Genomic DNA, 16,743 nt, shown 5'->3' on the forward strand with positions numbered 1-16,743 from the left:
CTACTTCTTCATCTGCTCCTTGAGAGCCGCGAGCTTGGCGAAAGGTGAATCCGGATCGATCGGCTTTTCCTTGCGCGGCGGCTTGGCCTCGAAGCGCAACGGCTGCGAACCGCCGCGATTGTTGTTGCGATCGTTGCGGTCATTTCGCTCGCCGCGATCCTTGCGGTCCTGCCGGTCGCTGCGCGGCTGGTCGCCCCGTGGTTGGTTGCGATCGCCTCTTGCCTGCTGCGGCCGGCCGCCATCGCGATTGCCGCCGTCCTTGCCGCGGTTTTGACGATTGTTGTCGCGGCTTTCGCCGCCTTCACCACCGCCCGGCCGGCGATTGCGGTCGCCGCGCTCCTGGTTCTGACCGCGCTCCTGGCCCTGGCCGCCACGGCGTTCGCCATGCCCGCCGCGCGCCTGGCGCTGATTGTCGTTGCGGCCGCCGAGGCGCCACAGAAGAACCGGCTTCGGTTCCGCCGGCTCGCCGGCTTCCCCGGAAGCGGATGCCGCTTCCTCGGGAGTCAATACCGCTTCCACAGACGCGGAAGCCGCATCTGTGGGAACGGAGGCTTCCGCCAGAGCGGACGTCTCGATCGCTTCATCAGGAGCGGGGGTTTCGACCGCTTCTGCCACAGCCGTGTCGACGTCAGCCGAAACCGCCTCGGTTGCCGATGGCTCGGCGGCAATCTCGTCCGCTGCCCCGTCGGCGTCGTCGTGATCGGCCTTTTCCGCCTCGTCCGCGGGCGTTTCGGCGGCGGCAGCCGGTGCCGAAACCGCATCCTGCGTCGCAAGATGTGCCGATGCCTCTTCCGCCTTCACGGCATCGGCGCGATAACCGAGGCCCTTGAGGATTTCTTCCATGTCTTCGAGCGTCGCACCGAGGATCGACAGCATGGCTGTCGTCGTCGTGAAGCGGCGGCCGTCATAGGCGCCTTCCGGACGGTTGTTCTGACCCGGCTTCCACTGCAGCAGCGGACGGATGATATCGGCAAGCCGTTCGAGGATGTCGATGCGCACGGCACGCTTGCCGAGGAACCGGAAGCCGGCAAGCTTGTAGAACATCCGCTCGAAACTCGGATCGGTGACGACGGAGGTACGGCCGGCGGCAAGCACCGGAATGAGATCGCCGTAGCCCGGTTTGTCCAAACCGTCGTTCTTCAGCGCCCAGAGCAGGGTGATGAGCTCGGCCGGCGCCGGCTTCAGAAGTGCCGGAACGAAAATATGATAAGCCCCGAAACGCACGCCGTAACGGCGCATGGAGGCTCGCGCCTCCTGGTCGAGTGACTTCACTTCCTCGGTCACGTCGCGGCGGAACAGCACGCCGAGATTCTCCACGAGCTGGAAGGCCAGCCCCTTGGCAAGACCCTGCAGGTCCTCGGCGCGCGACAGATCATCGAGCGGCTTCAGCACCGTGCTAATATGATGATTGACGAAGCGCTCGATCCGGGCGGCGACATGATCGCGGGCATTGCCCGTCAACTGCTCGTCGGCCAACAGAATCACGCGCGGACGCATGATGTGATCGCTGCCCGAAAGCCGCGCCACCGGGTCGCCGATCCAACGGATCAACCCATCCGAGCCGATCGCCAGGTCGCTGTTGCCCGCGGCATGGATTCGAGCCGCACGGGCCTCGAATTCGAGCGCGAGCGCTTTCTGCGACGCAGCCTGAACCGCCTTGGCGTCCGGCCCGTCCGTTCCCGTCACCGGCGTGAAACGGAATCCGCTCAATTGCCCTACATGATGTCCTTCAACGAAGACATCGCCATTCACACTGATTTCAGCTTCCAGCATCGCATTCTCTCTCAGGCGCTTCATGAGCACAGATGTCCTGCGATCAACAAAGCGTTTCGTCAACCTTTCATGTAACGCGTCGGACAATCGATCTTCGATTTCCCGCGTCTTTTCCTGCCAGTGTGTCGGATCGGCAAGCCAACCCGGCCGATTCGAAACATAGGTCCAGGTTCTTATCTGCGCGATTCGCGCCGAAAGCGTGTCAATTTCCCCATCTGTCCGATCGGAGCGATGAACCTGCTCCGCGAGAAACTGCTCGTTCACCGTGCCATAGCGGACGAGATCGGAAAAGAGGGTCGAGATAAGATCGGCATGTTGTGCCGGGGTGATACGCCTATAGTCGGGAAGCGCGCAAGCCTCCCAGAGTTTTTCGACGCGGGCAGGCCTGTCGGCAAGACCGACGATCTCGGGGTAGCGCGAAAGCTGTTCGAGCGCCTGCTGGTCGACCGCAGGCAGCGCCCGCGTCAGCCCCGGCACGCGCGGCCCTGCCTCGAGGCTGGCGCGCAGCGATGGAATCGAGGAGAAGTCCATCTCGGTCGTCCGCCACTGCAAAACCTTGACGTTGTCGAATTCATGCCCCTCGATGCGCTGCACCAGCTCTTCGTCGAACGGCGAAACCTGTCCGGTGACGCCGAAGGTACCGTCTCGCACGTGCCGCCCGGCGCGCCCAGCGACCTGACCGAGTTCACCCGGATTGAGATTGCGGAACTGGTAGCCGTCGAATTTCCGGTCCTGGGCGAAGGCAACGTGATCGACATCGAGGTTGAGGCCCATGCCGATCGCATCGGTCGCCACCAGATATTCGACATCGCCCGCCTGATAAAGTGCCACCTGCGCGTTGCGGGTGCGCGGGCTGAGCGCGCCAAGCACGACGGCCGCACCGCCGCGCTGCCGGCGTATGAGCTCGGCGATGGCATAGACCTCGTCGGCCGAGAAGGCAACGATGGCCGAGCGCTGCGGCAACCGAGTGATTTTCTTCTGCCCGGCGTAAAAAAGATGCGAAAGCCGCGGCCGCTCGACGATATTGATGCCGGGCAGAAGCTGCAGCAGGATCGGCCGCATCGTCGCCGCGCCGAGCAGCAGCGTTTCCTCACGGCCGCGAAGATGCAGGATGCGGTCGGTGAAGATATGGCCGCGTTCGAGATCGCCGGCGAGCTGCACCTCGTCGATCGCGACGAAGGCGGCCTTGGTCTCGCGCGGCATCGCCTCAACGGTGCAGACCGAAAAACGCGCATTGGGCGGCGAAATCTTTTCCTCGCCGGTAACCAGCGCCACATTCTGGACGCCGACCTTCTCCACCACCCGCGTATAGACCTCGCGCGCCAGCAGCCTGAGCGGCAGGCCGATCACGCCGCTCCCATGCGCGACCATGCGCTCGATGGCATAATGGGTCTTGCCGGTATTGGTCGGCCCGAGCACCGCGGTCACACCGCGTCCACTCAGAATAGTCGGCTGCGAAGTCAGAATCATGGGTCCATGCAAATGAGGGCGGGCGCCCCCAGGAAAATCTCGGCTTCTCATGGAAGCTAGAGAACACATGGACAGCTGTCACCGCAAACGCAAGGGCAGATTTCAAATTGCTTCTGGGATTACGACCTTTGCGAGTCTTGCGGAACACCCGAATTTCCGATTCGGAACAGCGTGAGAACGAATCAGCGACGAATCGCTCACTCGCGCTGATTCAGCTTTTGTTCACGGCTAAGTATTGATTTTGAATCAGTTTTTCCCACTAGATGCTGAATCGCTGGACTCCCTCCCCTTTTGTATTTCGCTGTCGTAGAAGACGAGTCTGTCCTGCGACGAACAATCGAAAATTGCGCCCGTAATTAACCTGTCGACCAAAGCCCGAACAAATCGGCGACGAATCGCCGACTGTATTGGTTTCGCCTTCTGTTCACGGCAATATCTGGTGGCCGGATTTCAATCGGCGCGCTAGATGCGGATCGGTAGCGGATGTCCCGTTCCGCCTCGTCGTGTTGGCGTTAAGCTTTAGCAAGGCGGATTCAGATGCGGTTAACTCGGGATGGTCAATGGCGGCGCACCGATCAAAAACGGAACGAATCGCTGACGAATCGGCGACATCGGGACTTTCTCGCTTTGTTCACCGCAACATATTGTATTTAAACGCCTTTTTAACCATACGAGCAAATTTCCGATAGGCGGAGGTCAGGACGCATGACATTTCCTGGCTTAACCGGGAACAAAAATCGCCAATACGTGTTTCTCGTCCATTCAAATTGCCGATGAAATGAAGGAAACACACCATGCTTGGCACAATACTTCTTGTTATCCTCATTCTGCTCTTGATCGGAGCCTTGCCGAATTGGGGTTATAGCCGTGGCTGGGGCTATGGACCTTCCGGCGGTTTGGGGCTAGTTCTCGTGATTATCATTATTCTTGTACTCATGGGCCGCGTCTAAAGGCCAACAAACCTGGGGAGTTACGACATGATGAAGAAGATTGTTCTTATTGGTGCGCTCGTTGGCGCTCTGGCATCCTGCACAGCGACCGAGCAAGGTACCGCGATCGGCGCCGGCACCGGTGCGGTCATCGGCGGTGTTGTCACCAACAGCTGGGGTGGTGCTGCGGTCGGCGCCGTTGCCGGCGGTCTGACCGGCGCTCTCATCGGCCACTCGGTCGAACGCCGCGGCTACTGCGTCTATCGCGACCGTTACGGCCGCCGCTACGAGGCCCGTTGCTGATCGGCAAAAAGCATATCGGACTCCCAACGGGCGCTTCGGCGCCCGTTTTTCTTTGCTGCTCGCGCGGGCATGGGGCATGAAATAAGCAAGAGCGCATCCGACGGGACGCGCTCTTGCTTCAATCCACCGCTGATCTACTCGGAAAGTCACGCATGTCGTAATCGCAAACGACAATACAGTTTTGCGAGATGTACTTTAGGCGAAGAACTGCCCGCCATTGGCCGTCAGCGTCGAACCTGTGATGAAGCCGGCATCGTCGGAGGCGAGGAAGGTGACGCATCGCGCGATCTCTTCCGGCTCGCCGAGACGGCCGACGGGGATCTGCGGGATGATGCGTTCGTTCAGCACCTTTTCCGGCACGGCAAGCACCATTTCCGTTCCGATATAACCGGGACAGATGGCGTTGACGGTGATGTTCTTGGCCGCGCCTTCCTGGGCCAGCGCCTTGGTGAAGCCAAGATCGCCCGCCTTGGCTGCCGAATAATTCACCTGACCCATCTGGCCTTTCTGGCCGTTGATCGAGGAGATGTTGACGATCCGGCCGAAGCTGCGGTCGCGCATGCCGGTCCAGACCTGATGCGTCATGTTGAACAGACCGGTGAGGTTGGTATTGATCACCTCGTGCCATTGCTGCGGCGTCATCTTGTGGAACATCGCGTCACGGGTAATGCCGGCATTGTTGACGAGGATTTCGACCGGCCCGATCTCGCTTTCGATCCTGGCAATCCCCTCGCCGCAAGCGAGGTAATCCGAAACATCCCATTTGAACACCGGGATGCCGGTAACGTCATGGAAGGCTTTGGCCTTCTCGTCGTTGCCGGCATAATTGGCAGCAACCCTGTATCCGGCATTTTTCAACGCCATGGATATGGCCGCGCCGATTCCACGCGTACCCCCGGTGACCACAGCCACTCTGCTCATGTTCCGCTCCCTTTTTGTTTTTGCCCCGCCTTGTGGCGAGATTTTCAATCAATGACGGATCGTATGCTACTTTAAAGCGCTTCGAAGCACATGGCGACGCCCATGCCGCCGCCGATGCAAAGCGTTGCAAGGCCCTTCTTGGCGCCGCGGCGCTTCATTTCGAACAACAGCGTATTGAGAACGCGCGCGCCGGAAGCGCCGATCGGATGGCCGATGGCGATCGCCCCGCCGTTGACGTTGACGATCGCAGGATCCCATCCGAGATCCTTGGTGACGGCGCAGGCTTGCGCTGCAAATGCCTCATTGGCCTCGACGAGATCGAGATCGCCGACCGACCAGCCGGCCTTTTCGAGCGCCTTGCGGGAAGCCGGGATCGGGCCAGTGCCCATGATCTGCGGATCGACGCCCGCCGTTGCCCAGGAAACGATGCGGGCGAGCGGCTGGATGCCGCGCCGGACCGCCTCCGCTTCGCTCATCAGCACCGCTGCGGCCGCACCGTCATTGAGGCCGGACGCATTCGCGGCCGTAACGGTGCCCTCCTTATCGAAGGCCGGGCGCAGCTTGCCCATCGCCTCCAGCGTAGCGCCGTGGCGGATATATTCGTCGGCATCGACCGTAACGTCGCCCTTACGCGTCTGGATGATGTAGGGGATGATCTCGTCGGCAAAGCGGCCGGCCTTCTGCGCCGCCTCCGCCTTGTTCTGCGAGGCGACGGCGAACCGATCCTGCTCGTCGCGCGAAAGCTGCCACTGACGCGCGACATTTTCGGCGGTGATCCCCATGTGGTAGCCATGGAAGGCATCGGTCAGGCCGTCCTTGATCATCGTGTCGATCATCTTCGCGTCGCCCATCTTGACGCCGCCGCGCAAATGCATGGCATGCGGCGCCATCGACATGGATTCCTGGCCGCCGGCAACGATGATCTTGGCGTCGCCGTTGGCGATCTGTTGCATGCCGAGCGCGACGGCGCGCAGACCCGAACCGCAGAGCTGATTGACGCCCCAGGCCGTCGCTTCATTCGGAATTCCGGCCTTAATCGCCGCCTGGCGAGCCGGGTTCTGGCCCTCCCCGGCAGCGAGAACCTGGCCGAGGATCACCTCATCCACTTCGCCGGCATCGACGCCGGCGCGCGCGAGCGCACCCTTGATGACGGCCGCCCCGAGCTCATGCGCGGGAACCGTTGCGAAAGCGCCGTTGAACGAGCCGACTGCTGTTCGACCTGCGCTGGCGATGACGATGGATGAATTGCTCATGGGGACGCTCCTCGTTTTCGTCTCACTTACATAAGAGGAAACTGGCAAAGCTTGGAGCGCAAGTCAAACGCGAAGACCGGCTGCGGTCATTTTTCGGCAGAGCCTGCGAAAGCCCGATTCATCTGCTCTGTTAAAGGTTTGCCGCATCGCACAAAGAGATTGTCACCGGCCTTCTTTTGCGTTTACAGTCTGAAGTGGAGGAATATCCATAATTCAGACGGGGGTCCAGGAGACTGATATGGCGAAGCATGAGGGTCAGATCGTAATCAAGAAATACGCCAATCGCCGGCTATACAATACGGGCACCAGCACTTACGTCACGCTGGAAGACCTGGCGGAGATGGTGAAGAAGGGCGAAGATTTTACCGTCCAGGATGCAAAAAGCGGAGATGACATCACCCATTCGGTGCTGACCCAGATCATCTTCGAACAGGAATCGAAGACCGGCAACACCTTGCTCCCGATCTCCTTCCTGCGCCAGCTCATCACCTATTACGGCGACCAGATGCAGATGGTCGTGCCGAGCTTTCTCGAACATTCGATGCGCGCCTTCGCCGAACAGCAGTCTCAGATGCGCGAGCAGGTGAACCGCGCCTTGGGCGAAACACCTCTCGGCAAGAACCTGCAACTGCCGATGCAGATGGTCGAGGACCAGGTTCGCCGCAACACCGAGCTGTTTCAGCAGGCCATGCAGATGTTCTCGCCCTTCATGACGCCACCCGCCAAGGAAAGCCGCAAGGCCGAGGCTAAGGATATCGATGAGCTGAAGGAACAGCTCCGCGCCCTTCAGAACAAGCTCGACAACCTATAAGCCGATAGAAACATCTCGCCCGGCGCTCCGGATCGAGACGGCAAAGCCGCCGATCACATCGATCAAAGCGATCGTCATCAAAATGAAGAATACCTGCGTCGCAGCGTCCCGGACGAGTAGAAACTCGACCAGGAAGGCGATGAAAACCAGCATCGACAGCATGTGGTTGATAAGGTTGCCAGGCCCGGTTCTGGTTGCCTTCAGGATTTCGAAGAACAGCACGACAAGCGCTATGACGATAATGAGATCGCCGAGCGCCATGCTCCATATCGCGCCCGAGATCATCGACAGCACGATGATATCATGCTGCAGGGCCGGAATGCCGCCATCGCCCATCAGGCCCAGCATCGCCAGATTGTAGAGAATAAACGGGATAATCATCAGAGGCATGGCGGCGATCATCGGCAATCTCCCAGCGCAATATGCTTTGCGCAAATCAGATTCGATTTTCGCAAAGCATATTGCGTCGATTCAAAGTGCTACAGCGTCCTTTGCGCGCCTGAAAAGACGCACGGCGCTGTAGCGGGCTGGAAGAATACTGCCGCAAACCGCTGCCACACTGCAAGTCATTGCAAATATCATATCGCCGAAAAGCAAAAGGCCGGCTTGAGGCCGGCCTTGCAACTTCGATCGGACAAGCCGGATCGGAAATTATGCGCTTTCCTTCGGCGTCAGAACCTGGCGGCCGCGATACATGCCGGTCTTCAGGTCGATATGGTGCGGGCGGCGCAGTTCGCCGGAGTTCTTGTCTTCGACGTAGGTCGGAGCCTTAAGGGCGTCTGCCGAACGGCGCATACCGCGCTTGGACGGGCTTGTTTTTCTCTTCGGTACAGCCATTTCTCTTACTCCACTTGCGGGCAAAACATTCCCACGGCCACACCGGCGGCCGAAACGGACATGTCGCGATTTCGGAATTTCGCGCGCTTATACATGCAAGGGGTGGCCTTGACCAGTCCCCATGCGTATTTTTTGCGAAGCCGATGATTCCGTATCAGACTTCGTCTTCCGGCACGATCCAAGCCTCGGCGCGGGCTGCCTCTTCCCATTTGCGCCAGGCCGGATGCGCCTTCATGGTCGCCATATAGGCCAGCGTGTCGTCCCCGCTGACCAGGTCATAGATCTCGAACCGGTTGACGACAGGCGCAAACATCGCATCCGCGGCCCCGAACGCGCCGAAGAGAAACGGCCCGCCGGATTGCTGCAACAGATCCCGCCAGATCGTCTCGATGCGGCTGATGTCGGCCTCGACCCCATCCGGCAGCGCGATCCTGGCCTTCGGCCGGCGGATATTCATCGGGCAGGCGCCGCGCAGAGCCCGGAAGCTTGAGAGCATTTCCATCGAAACCGAACGGGCGAGCGCCCGCTGGGCACGATCCGCGGGCAGAAGACCGGCGTCCGGATAAAGCTCGGCGGCATATTCGATGATCGCCAGCGATTCCCAGACCTTCAATGCGCCATGCTGCAGAAGCGGCACGCGCCCGGTCGGAGAGACCGCCTTGATATTCGGATTGCCGCCCGCGTCGTCGAAAGGGATCAGCACCTCCTCGAAATCGATGCCGACGCCCGTCAGCGCCATCCAGGGTCGGAACGACCAGGAGGAATAATTCTTGTTGGCGATGTAGAGCGTCGGTCTAGCCATGGGCCTCTCCCGTTCAGGCGTCGAAATCGAAAATCAGCAATTCGTGGAAATGGTTCATGTCTTCGAACACGCAGAATGCCGGCGGTGCCAGTTCTAAAACAGGGGCCTTGCGGCGGATATCGTCGGCGACCTCGTCGAGCATTGCCTGCCAGCGCGGCAAGGCTTCATCCTCCAGCCGTTCGATCGCATAGGCGAAGGTCACGTGGAACTTGTAGTCCTCCTGGTTCGGCTGGCGGTAGCCCAGAAGATCAGCAAACGCGTTGCGCCAGGCGCGCATGACCTTGCGGTCGTTCTCCGTCACCCCGTCGACGAGCAGGCCCGACGGGCGAGCTTCGACGATCTCCACCTTGAAGGGCTCGGCCATCGAAAAACCCTCAAGCCTGGCAGCCAGCAGTTCCGTCATGTCGTCTATCGGCGTCTCGAGAGGGAGATCGCCCGGCCAGCAATCCTGCCGGCGCCTGGTCTCGATGATGCCTTCGAACAGCGTCATGTGAAGGCTGGAGATCGGCGTGAACAGGAACTGTGACGCTTCGGGCATCGCCAGATATCTCTCACGCGCCTCGATCAACGCCGCCTGCGTCTGCGAGCCCGTGTCGAGATGGCAGACGATGGTATTGCCGGCTTCCGGCAGAAAACCGCCGACCTTGCGATAGCGGCTGCCGAGGTGCGCAGGCGGGTTCGGATTGCGTGTCTTCGAGTAACAGAGAAGCTCTTGCGAAAGCGTCGTAATGGTCATGGGCGACTCAGGGGCTCCAGTTGGACTGCATTCGCCCATATGGCAGAACCAAGAATGTCAGATGACGTTTGGTCCTTCTCCTGCATAATTCCTTAAAGCGTGATCGATTCAAGGACAATCTTATGCAGCAATTCAAGGCTTTAAAGCGCCCTTGTACGCGTCTGAAGGACGCGCGGCGCTGTAACCATAAGCTCCGATCTCACCTATAGATGCACTTGATGTAATCGGCCGAGCCCTGTGCGCGCCTCTCGATCACGCCGGCAAGCCGACGAAGGCCTCGTCCTGGTTTGCCGGCATTGCGGTCGATCGGGTTCGGCAATGAAACGGCAAGCAGCGATGCCTGGCGTCGCGTCAGTTTCGACGCCGGCACCTTGAAATGATGCTGGGCCGCAGCCTCGATGCCGTAAATGCCGGGACCCCATTCGGCGATGTTCAGATAGATTTCCATCAGCCGCCGTTTCGACAGGACGAAATCCGTGGAGACAGCGAGCGGAAGCTCCATCGCCTTGCGCACGAAGGAGCGGCCGTTCCAGAGAAAGAGGTTCTTAGCCGTCTGCATCGGGATGGTGCTGCCGCCGCGCGTCGCCTGACCTTTCAGCGTATCCTCGACCAGCATCCGCATTTCCGCCCAGTCGACGCCGCCGTGAAAGCAATATTGCCCGTCCTCTGACATCATCACCGACTGCACCAGAGCCGGGGCGACGTCATCAAGCGACACCCATTGCCTGTCGTAACCGCGCAGCAGCACGAGATCGCGCAGCATCAACGTCGAGACCGGGTGAATGAACGGCAGCAGATAGAAAAAGATCAGGGCATAGGGAAGGATCAGCACGATCAGCACGGAAAGAACAATGCGTTTCAATAGACGCCGGTCTCCGAACCATTGCCGACGAGCCGGCATGTCGACGCTGTCCTCTCTCTCCGGCGCTATATCCAATGTTCCCCAGTCCGATTTCGCCCCTGTCGTTGTCATAGCGCCTGTACGGAGCTTATGCCAGAGTGCGTGGCAAATCTTGCTGCGCCATCGACAATTCCGTTGCAAGCCCCGGGGCGCTCATGCCAAACAGCGCCCATGGACGCGAACCGGGACACTTTCGAAACGAGGCTGAGGAACAACGCCCGCGAGATCGAGGCGTTGCTCGACGCATTGCTGTCACCGAGCCCTCTCTCCGATGAAATCGTCAGACCTGAGACGCTGCGCGACGCCATGCATTATGCCGTGTTGAACGGTGGCAAGCGACTGCGCCCATTTCTCGTCGTCGAAAGTGCCGCCCTTCTCGGCGGTGACGCCGCGGCGGCGCTTCGCGTCGGCGCTGCACTCGAATGCGTTCACTGCTATTCGCTCGTGCATGACGACCTGCCGGCCATGGACGATGATGATCTCCGCCGCGGCAAACCGACGGTACACAAAAAATTCGACGAAGCCACCGCGATCCTCGCAGGTGACAGCCTGCTGACCTACGCCTTCGACATTATCGCCACGCCGGAAACAGCCCTTCCCGAAACGAGCAAGGCATCGCTGGTACTGGCTCTTGCTCGCGCCGCCGGTCTCGGCGGCATGGCCGGTGGCCAGGCGCTCGATCTCGCGGCAGAAAGACAAGCGCCTGACGAGGCCGGCATCATCCGCCTGCAGGCGATGAAAACAGGCGCGCTGATCCGCTTTGCCTGCGAAGCCGGCGCCCTCATCTCGGCCAGCCCGCCGGAAGATCGCCGCCGCCTGCGCGCCTTCGGCGAAAAGATCGGACTTGCATTCCAACTGGCTGACGACATCCTCGACCTGACCTCGGACACTGCAACCATGGGCAAGGCGACCGGCAAAGATGCAGCCCGCGGCAAGGGAACGCTTGTAGCGCTACGCGGCATGGAATGGGCCGAAGCCCAACTCCATCAGCATGTCCGCGATGCCGAGACACTGCTTGCCCCCTACGGTGCCCGCGCCTCGACCCTCATCGCCACCGCGCATTTCATCGCCGACCGGAAGAGCTGAATCGTCGGATCACGCCGACAATATTTCCTTGAAAGCCGAAACCAGGCGCGCGCATTCCTCGTCCGTGCCGATGCTGATGCGCAGAAACTCCGAAATACGCGGTTTGGCGAAATGCCGGACGAGAACACCACGCTCCCGCAGAGCCGCTTGAAGCGCTGCACCCGACTGGCTCTCATGCTTTGCAAAAACGAAATTTGCTTGAGACGGCAGCACTTCGAAATCCAGCGCTTCGAGTTCCCGGACGAGACCGTCCCGGCTGGCAATGAGCATCTTTCGGCATGTCTCGAACCACGCCTCGTCCTTGATTGCCGCCGTCGCGGCAACCTGCGCCAGGCGATCGAGCGGATAGGAATTGAAGCTGTCCTTGACGCGCTCCAGCGCCTCGATCAGTTCCCGCTGCCCCAGCGCAAAGCCGACGCGCAGACCCGCAAGCGAGCGCGATTTGGACAAGGTCTGAACGACAAGCAGATTGGGATATTTGCAAATGAGCGGGATAGCGCTGTCACCGCCGAAATCGATATAGGCCTCGTCTATCACGACGACCGCATCCGGATGGGCGGCGATAAGCGCCTCTATGTCGGCAAGCGGCAGGCCGATGCCGGTCGGCGCGTTCGGATTGGCGATGATGATCGCACCGCACGGCCTGTCGTAATCTGCCAGCCGGATCTGAAACCTGTCATCGACAGACACTTCGACCGTCTCGACGCCGTATAGCAGGCTATAGGTCGGATAGAAGCTGTAAGTCACATCTGGATAGAGAAGCGGCCGCTCGTGTTTCAACAGCGCCTGAAACGCGTGGGCGAGAACCTCGTCGGAACCGTTGCCGACGAAGACTTCTTCCGCCGTCAAACCGTGACCGGCGGCGATCGCTTGGCGCAATTCCGTGGCGGCGGGGTCCGGATAGAGCCGCAGACGATCGTCCGCAGCTTGCCGGATCGCCTCGAGCGCCGTTGGAGACGGCCCATAGGGATTTTCATTGGTGTTGAGCTTGACCAGTCCGGGAATACGGGGCTGCTCCCCCGCGACGTAGGGCTGCAGCTTGCTGACGATTGGCGACCAGTACCGGCTCATCCGAACTTGCGGTCGCTCATTCCGCCGCCGTCCGCTGACCGAAACGCTTCTCGATATAGTCGACGACAAGCGCCTCGAAATCGGCAGCGATATGGGGGCCACGCAGCGTCAGAGCCTTCCGGCCGTCGATGAAGACGGGCGCCGCTGGCGTCTCGCCGGTGCCCGGAAGCGAAATGCCGATATCGGCATGTTTGCTTTCGCCGGGACCGTTGACGATGCAGCCCATGACGGCGACGTTCAGCGCCTCGACGCCAGGATATTTCTCGCGCCAGATCGGCATGTTCTTGCGGATGTCGTTCTGGATGTTCTGGGCAAGCTCCTGGAACACCGTCGACGTCGTGCGTCCACAGCCGGGACAGGCGGCAACGACAGGAATGAACTGGCGGAAGCCCATGACCTGCAAGATCTCCTGCGCCACCTGGACTTCACGCGTGCGGTCGCCGTTCGGCTCCGGCGTCAGCGACACGCGGATCGTATCGCCGATGCCGTGCTGCAGTACGAAGCCCATCGCCGCCGACGAGGCGACGATACCCTTGGTGCCCATGCCGGCTTCGGTCAGACCGAGATGCAAAGCATGATTGGAGCGTTCGGCGAGCATGGAATTGACGGCGATCAGGTCCTGGACCTGGCTGACCTTGGCCGACAGGATGATGCGGTTGCGCGGCAGGCCGATCTCTTCGGCAAGGGCTGCCGAAAGCAGTGCCGATTGCACGATCGCCTCGCGGGTCACCTGCCGGGCCGAAAGCGGCGAACCGGCTTCGGCATTCCTGTCCATCAGCGCCGTCAAGAGATCCTGATCGAGCGAGCCCCAGTTGACGCCGATGCGCACCGGCTTGTCGTAGCGGATCGCCATCTCGATGATCTCGGCGAATTGCTTGTCCTTCTTGTCCTTGAAGCCGACATTGCCGGGGTTGATGCGGTATTTCGCCAGCGCCTCGGCACAATCAGGATGATCGGCAAGCAGTTTGTGGCCGATATAATGGAAGTCGCCGATCAACGGCACGTCCATGCCAAGCCGCAACAGCCGCTCGCGGATCTTCGGCACGGCGGCCGCACTCTCGTCACGGTCGACGGTGATGCGCACCAGTTCCGAGCCCGCCCGGTGGAGGGCAGCGACCTGGGCAACGGTCGAATCGATATCGGCCGTATCGGTGTTCGTCATCGATTGCACGACGACCGGCGCCCCGCCGCCGACGATGATGCCGCCGACATCGACGGCAATAGAAGCGCGGCGCGGTTTCGGATCAAAATCGGCGGCTGAGGACATGAAGAGTTTTTGCACCCCTAAAGCATGTCGCGCAAAAGTGTGCAGCGGTTTTGCGATAACGACATGCGTAAAAATAAGAACCTAAAGCGCAAGAAGCGAATCCGAGAGATTGCGACGCGCTTTAGAAACAGTGTCTTTCAGGTGGATCATGACCGCTTTCTTGTCAACCGCCCCTGATATCACTTTTGTTGGGAGGCGGCTCAGAACAGGATTCAGATTTTAGGCCGTCCCGACCTAAAATCATTCTGGTCTAGTGGCCGCTTCCGGAGACTCCATCGGCATAATGGGCCAGGTTAGAAAGCAGGAGAACAACAAGGAGCAGCACCGGCAGCGCCATGAAAACGATGGCGAAACCGATATGCTCGGCGACGAAGCCGATCAAGGACGGCGCAACCAGCATGCCGGAATAGCCCATGGTGGTCACCACAGAGATGCCGATGCCGGGCTTGAGGCCGGGAATGTTGCCCGCCGCCGAGAAAGCGATCGGCACCATGTTGGAAATGCCGATGCCGCAAAAGGCAAAGCCCAGAATGGCGATCTCGGCGTTGGGTGCCAGGCCTGCAAACAGCATGCCGACGATGGCAAACAAGGTGCAGATCCGCAGCGTCTTGACGCCGCCCAGGCGGTCGCGCACCAGGTCGCCGGCAAAGCGCATAATCGCCATCGTCGCCGAAAAGGCTGCGAAACCAAGGCCGGAAAGCGCCACGGATGCATCCATTTCCTGCCGGAGATAGAGCGCACCCCAGTCCAGTACCGCGCCTTCCGGCACCATGCTGAACAAGGCCATCAAACCGAGCAGCCACGGCAGCGGCACCATCGGCAGTCTTGTCTTTTCCTTCCTTGTGTCGGGATGCGGCGGATCAGCAAGGATCATAGGCCAGGAGATAGCCAGGAAGATCGCCGCCAGCACCGTCGCCAGTTCGGCATGACCGAGAATGCCGAGCTTGGAGATCGCGATGCCGCCGAGGCCTGAGCCGATCAGCCCGCCAAGGCTCCAGAAAGCGTGGCAGGACGACATGATGGAGCGGCGCATGGATTTCTCCACCGACACCGCATTGGCGTTCATCGCCACATCCATGGCACCGATGAAGCCGCCGAACAGGAAGAGCGAAATTGCCGCGGTGACGACATTTGGCGCCAGCGTCAATGCCAGCAGCAATGGCAGCACGCAGACAGCCAGGACCTGAACGACGACACGCGAGCCGTGTTTGGCAATCTGCGCCCCGGCGATCGGCATCATCACCAGCGAGCCGACGCCGAAGACCAGGATCATCAGCCCAAGTTCGAACTTGGAGAGCGCCAGGCGCTCGGCAAAATCCGGGATCTTCGGCGCCCAGCAGCCGACGACGAAGCCGTTCATCAGAAAAAGCAGGGAAACCGCCGCCCTGCTTTTGGTAACGAAGCCGCTCCGCGCTCCCGGCGACGCATTCACATGACTATCCATTTCTCGGTCTTCCTCATTGCCGGGCTTATACGCGCCCGGTTTCCCTAAACTCTATGACAACCGCCTAGTTCGTTTTCTCGGCGATAACAGTTCTGCATCCGCGCTCGCGATAACCGGCGAGTATGGCCGGATCGGCATCGTGCTCGACGACCAGGCAGTCACAATGAGCAACCGGCAGGATGCTGTGCGGGGCAGCCGTGCCGAACTTCTCCGAAGTTGCCGCCACCAGCACTTTTCTGCTTCTCGACGCCGCATACCGCTTGAACTCGGCATCTTCGAAACCGAACACCGTGATGCCGGCCTCAAGATCGACGCCGCAGGCACCAAGAATACAGAGATCGGGCGCAAGCTGTTCCATATCCCGCAAGGCTTTGGCGCCGAGCGAACCGCCCGTCTGCCGGTCCACCATTCCGCCGATAAGGATGACGTTGACGGCAGGCTTATCGATCAGCTCGGCGGCAATCGCCGGCGCATTCGTCGCAGCCGTCAGCGCCAGTTCGGCCGGCAATGCGTTGGCAATCGCCAGATTGGTGCTGCCGGCATCGAAAAACACAGTCGAACCGGCGGCAATCTGCTGTGCCGCAGCGCGCGCCAATGCCTGTTTCCGGTCAGCCGCAAAACCCATCCGCTGCGTCAGGTTCCCGTGCGCCGGCGAGACCGGCAGTGCGCCGCCATAGACCCGCTCGCAGAGCCCTGCAGCGGCCATCTCCCGCAGATCGCGGCGCACCGTATCCTCGGAGACGCCGAATTCGAGGGCAAGTTCCGTCGCCAGGACGCGGCCGTTGATCCGCAGCCTGTCGGAAATCACGCCTTGGCGCTCGCGCAATAGGAAATCCTGCATGTTTTTACCGGGTCGAAATCATTGGAACCAGAAACGTGCATAAACACTTATGATCATGCGCACAACATGCATAAACACACGTTTCCTGACGGTCTGAAACAAAGCTCTACGACCAGAGTGGAATCCGGACAGCCTGGTTGGCGGATGGAGCCGGTTTCTACAGGATTCACGGTTTAACCGGCCGCTTGAGAAAAATATTTGCAGTTGCTGCTTTTATTCGCAGTTTTTTACGCTTCCGACGCCCTAATTTTCTGCGAACTATCGCTCATCCGATGACAACCTCCCAAGGATGGATAAA

16 protein-coding genes are annotated in these 16,743 nt (G+C 60.3%); 4 read left to right on the plus strand and 12 right to left on the minus strand.

The window, feature by feature from the left end:
- The gene (locus tag J3O30_RS21820; RefSeq protein ID WP_207582226.1) at window positions 1-3,243 is read right to left on the minus strand and encodes a helicase-related protein; all 3,243 of its coding nucleotides are present in this window, start codon (window positions 3,241-3,243) and stop codon (window positions 1-3) included.
- 794 nt (window positions 3,244-4,037) lie between these two features.
- On the opposite strand from J3O30_RS21820, the gene J3O30_RS21825 reads away from it, so the two are divergent.
- Window positions 4,038-4,193, plus strand: coding sequence for a DUF3309 family protein (locus J3O30_RS21825; RefSeq protein ID WP_007632343.1), 156 nt, complete (start codon window positions 4,038-4,040; stop codon window positions 4,191-4,193).
- Window positions 4,194-4,220: 27 nt separating this feature from the next.
- Window positions 4,221-4,475 carry a YMGG-like glycine zipper-containing protein gene (locus tag J3O30_RS21830; protein ID WP_018071981.1) on the plus strand — a complete coding sequence of 85 codons (255 nt, stop codon included), beginning with the start codon at window positions 4,221-4,223 and terminating at the stop codon, window positions 4,473-4,475.
- A gap of 195 nt (window positions 4,476-4,670) precedes the next feature.
- Here J3O30_RS21830 and J3O30_RS21835 read toward each other — a convergent pair whose 3' ends face one another.
- Both J3O30_RS21835 and J3O30_RS21840 read right to left on the minus strand, forming a co-directional pair.
- Window positions 4,671-5,396: a beta-ketoacyl-ACP reductase gene (locus J3O30_RS21835; RefSeq protein ID WP_207582227.1), complete on the minus strand. Its 726-nt coding sequence runs from the start codon at window positions 5,394-5,396 to the stop codon at window positions 4,671-4,673.
- A 71-nt stretch (window positions 5,397-5,467) separates the two neighbouring features.
- Entirely contained in the window at window positions 5,468-6,649 is a 1,182-nt protein-coding gene (locus tag J3O30_RS21840; protein WP_207582228.1) for an acetyl-CoA C-acetyltransferase, read from the minus strand.
- 238 nt (window positions 6,650-6,887) lie between these two features.
- Here J3O30_RS21840 and phaR point away from each other — a divergent pair, with 238 nt between their 5' ends.
- Entirely contained in the window at window positions 6,888-7,460 is a 573-nt protein-coding gene (gene phaR, locus J3O30_RS21845) for a polyhydroxyalkanoate synthesis repressor PhaR (RefSeq protein WP_007632334.1), read from the plus strand.
- Here phaR and J3O30_RS21850 read toward each other — a convergent pair.
- The 5 genes from J3O30_RS21850 to mtgA form a co-directional block, all read right to left on the minus strand.
- Entirely contained in the window at window positions 7,455-7,862 is a 408-nt protein-coding gene (locus J3O30_RS21850) for a hypothetical protein (protein WP_164007425.1), read from the minus strand. The two genes, phaR and J3O30_RS21850, sit on opposite strands and share 6 nt — an antisense overlap.
- Before the next feature lie 249 nt (window positions 7,863-8,111).
- A complete protein-coding gene (gene rpmF, locus J3O30_RS21855; protein WP_003543812.1) occupies window positions 8,112-8,297 on the minus strand; it encodes a 50S ribosomal protein L32 in 186 nt (61 codons plus the stop codon).
- A gap of 154 nt (window positions 8,298-8,451) precedes the next feature.
- A complete protein-coding gene (locus J3O30_RS21860; RefSeq protein WP_207582229.1) occupies window positions 8,452-9,099 on the minus strand; it encodes a glutathione S-transferase family protein in 648 nt (215 codons plus the stop codon).
- Window positions 9,100-9,112: 13 nt separating this feature from the next.
- Complete coding sequence (locus J3O30_RS21865) at window positions 9,113-9,835, minus strand: DUF1868 domain-containing protein (protein ID WP_207582230.1); 723 nt, start codon at window positions 9,833-9,835, stop codon at window positions 9,113-9,115.
- Window positions 9,836-10,034: 199 nt separating this feature from the next.
- Window positions 10,035-10,772 (minus strand): monofunctional biosynthetic peptidoglycan transglycosylase, encoded by a 738-nt coding sequence (gene mtgA / locus J3O30_RS21870; protein WP_207582231.1) that lies wholly within the window; start codon window positions 10,770-10,772, stop codon window positions 10,035-10,037.
- 135 nt (window positions 10,773-10,907) lie between these two features.
- Between mtgA and J3O30_RS21875 the strand changes: the two genes are divergently transcribed.
- Window positions 10,908-11,822, plus strand: coding sequence for a polyprenyl synthetase family protein (locus tag J3O30_RS21875; RefSeq protein WP_207582232.1), 915 nt, complete (start codon window positions 10,908-10,910; stop codon window positions 11,820-11,822).
- Between the two features lie 9 nt (window positions 11,823-11,831).
- Here J3O30_RS21875 and hisC read toward each other — a convergent pair whose 3' ends face one another.
- The 4 genes from hisC to J3O30_RS21895 form a co-directional block, all read right to left on the minus strand.
- Window positions 11,832-12,893, minus strand: coding sequence for a histidinol-phosphate transaminase (hisC, locus tag J3O30_RS21880; RefSeq protein ID WP_207582233.1), 1,062 nt, complete (start codon window positions 12,891-12,893; stop codon window positions 11,832-11,834).
- 16 nt (window positions 12,894-12,909) lie between these two features.
- On the minus strand, window positions 12,910-14,160 hold the full coding sequence (gene ispG / locus J3O30_RS21885) for a flavodoxin-dependent (E)-4-hydroxy-3-methylbut-2-enyl-diphosphate synthase (protein WP_207582234.1): 1,251 nt from the start codon (window positions 14,158-14,160) through the stop codon (window positions 12,910-12,912).
- A gap of 250 nt (window positions 14,161-14,410) precedes the next feature.
- Window positions 14,411-15,604, minus strand: a complete 1,194-nt coding sequence (locus J3O30_RS21890; protein ID WP_207582235.1) for an MFS transporter — start codon at window positions 15,602-15,604, stop codon at window positions 14,411-14,413.
- A 64-nt stretch (window positions 15,605-15,668) separates the two neighbouring features.
- Window positions 15,669-16,445, minus strand: coding sequence for a DeoR/GlpR family DNA-binding transcription regulator (locus tag J3O30_RS21895; protein ID WP_207582236.1), 777 nt, complete (start codon window positions 16,443-16,445; stop codon window positions 15,669-15,671).
- Window positions 16,446-16,743: the final 298 nt, after the last annotated feature.

Origin of the sequence: Rhizobium sp. NZLR1, from assembly GCF_017357385.1 — a bacterium.
In the GTDB taxonomy this organism is placed as follows: Bacteria; Pseudomonadota; Alphaproteobacteria; order Rhizobiales; family Rhizobiaceae; genus Rhizobium.

What these genes read in the sequence shown, in the direction of transcription:
- J3O30_RS21825 (WP_007632343.1), top strand. Translation starts at nt 4,038, where the DNA reads ATGCTTGGCACAATACTTCTTGTTATCCTCATTCTGCTCTTGATCGGA.
- J3O30_RS21830 (WP_018071981.1), top strand. Translation starts at nt 4,221, where the DNA reads ATGATGAAGAAGATTGTTCTTATTGGTGCGCTCGTTGGCGCTCTGGCA.
- J3O30_RS21865 (WP_207582230.1), bottom strand. Translation starts at nt 9,835, where the DNA reads ATGACCATTACGACGCTTTCGCAAGAGCTTCTCTGTTACTCGAAGACA.
- J3O30_RS21835 (WP_207582227.1), bottom strand. Translation starts at nt 5,396, where the DNA reads ATGAGCAGAGTGGCTGTGGTCACCGGGGGTACGCGTGGAATCGGCGCG.
- hisC (WP_207582233.1), bottom strand. Translation starts at nt 12,893, where the DNA reads ATGAGCCGGTACTGGTCGCCAATCGTCAGCAAGCTGCAGCCCTACGTC.
- phaR (WP_007632334.1), top strand. Translation starts at nt 6,888, where the DNA reads ATGGCGAAGCATGAGGGTCAGATCGTAATCAAGAAATACGCCAATCGC.
- J3O30_RS21875 (WP_207582232.1), top strand. Translation starts at nt 10,908, where the DNA reads ATGGACGCGAACCGGGACACTTTCGAAACGAGGCTGAGGAACAACGCC.
- J3O30_RS21840 (WP_207582228.1), bottom strand. Translation starts at nt 6,649, where the DNA reads ATGAGCAATTCATCCATCGTCATCGCCAGCGCAGGTCGAACAGCAGTC.
- J3O30_RS21860 (WP_207582229.1), bottom strand. Translation starts at nt 9,099, where the DNA reads ATGGCTAGACCGACGCTCTACATCGCCAACAAGAATTATTCCTCCTGG.
- ispG (WP_207582234.1), bottom strand. Translation starts at nt 14,160, where the DNA reads ATGTCCTCAGCCGCCGATTTTGATCCGAAACCGCGCCGCGCTTCTATT.
- J3O30_RS21890 (WP_207582235.1), bottom strand. Translation starts at nt 15,604, where the DNA reads ATGGATAGTCATGTGAATGCGTCGCCGGGAGCGCGGAGCGGCTTCGTT.
- J3O30_RS21850 (WP_164007425.1), bottom strand. Translation starts at nt 7,862, where the DNA reads ATGATCGCCGCCATGCCTCTGATGATTATCCCGTTTATTCTCTACAAT.
- rpmF (WP_003543812.1), bottom strand. Translation starts at nt 8,297, where the DNA reads ATGGCTGTACCGAAGAGAAAAACAAGCCCGTCCAAGCGCGGTATGCGC.
- J3O30_RS21895 (WP_207582236.1), bottom strand. Translation starts at nt 16,445, where the DNA reads ATGCAGGATTTCCTATTGCGCGAGCGCCAAGGCGTGATTTCCGACAGG.
- J3O30_RS21820 (WP_207582226.1), bottom strand. Translation starts at nt 3,243, where the DNA reads ATGATTCTGACTTCGCAGCCGACTATTCTGAGTGGACGCGGTGTGACC.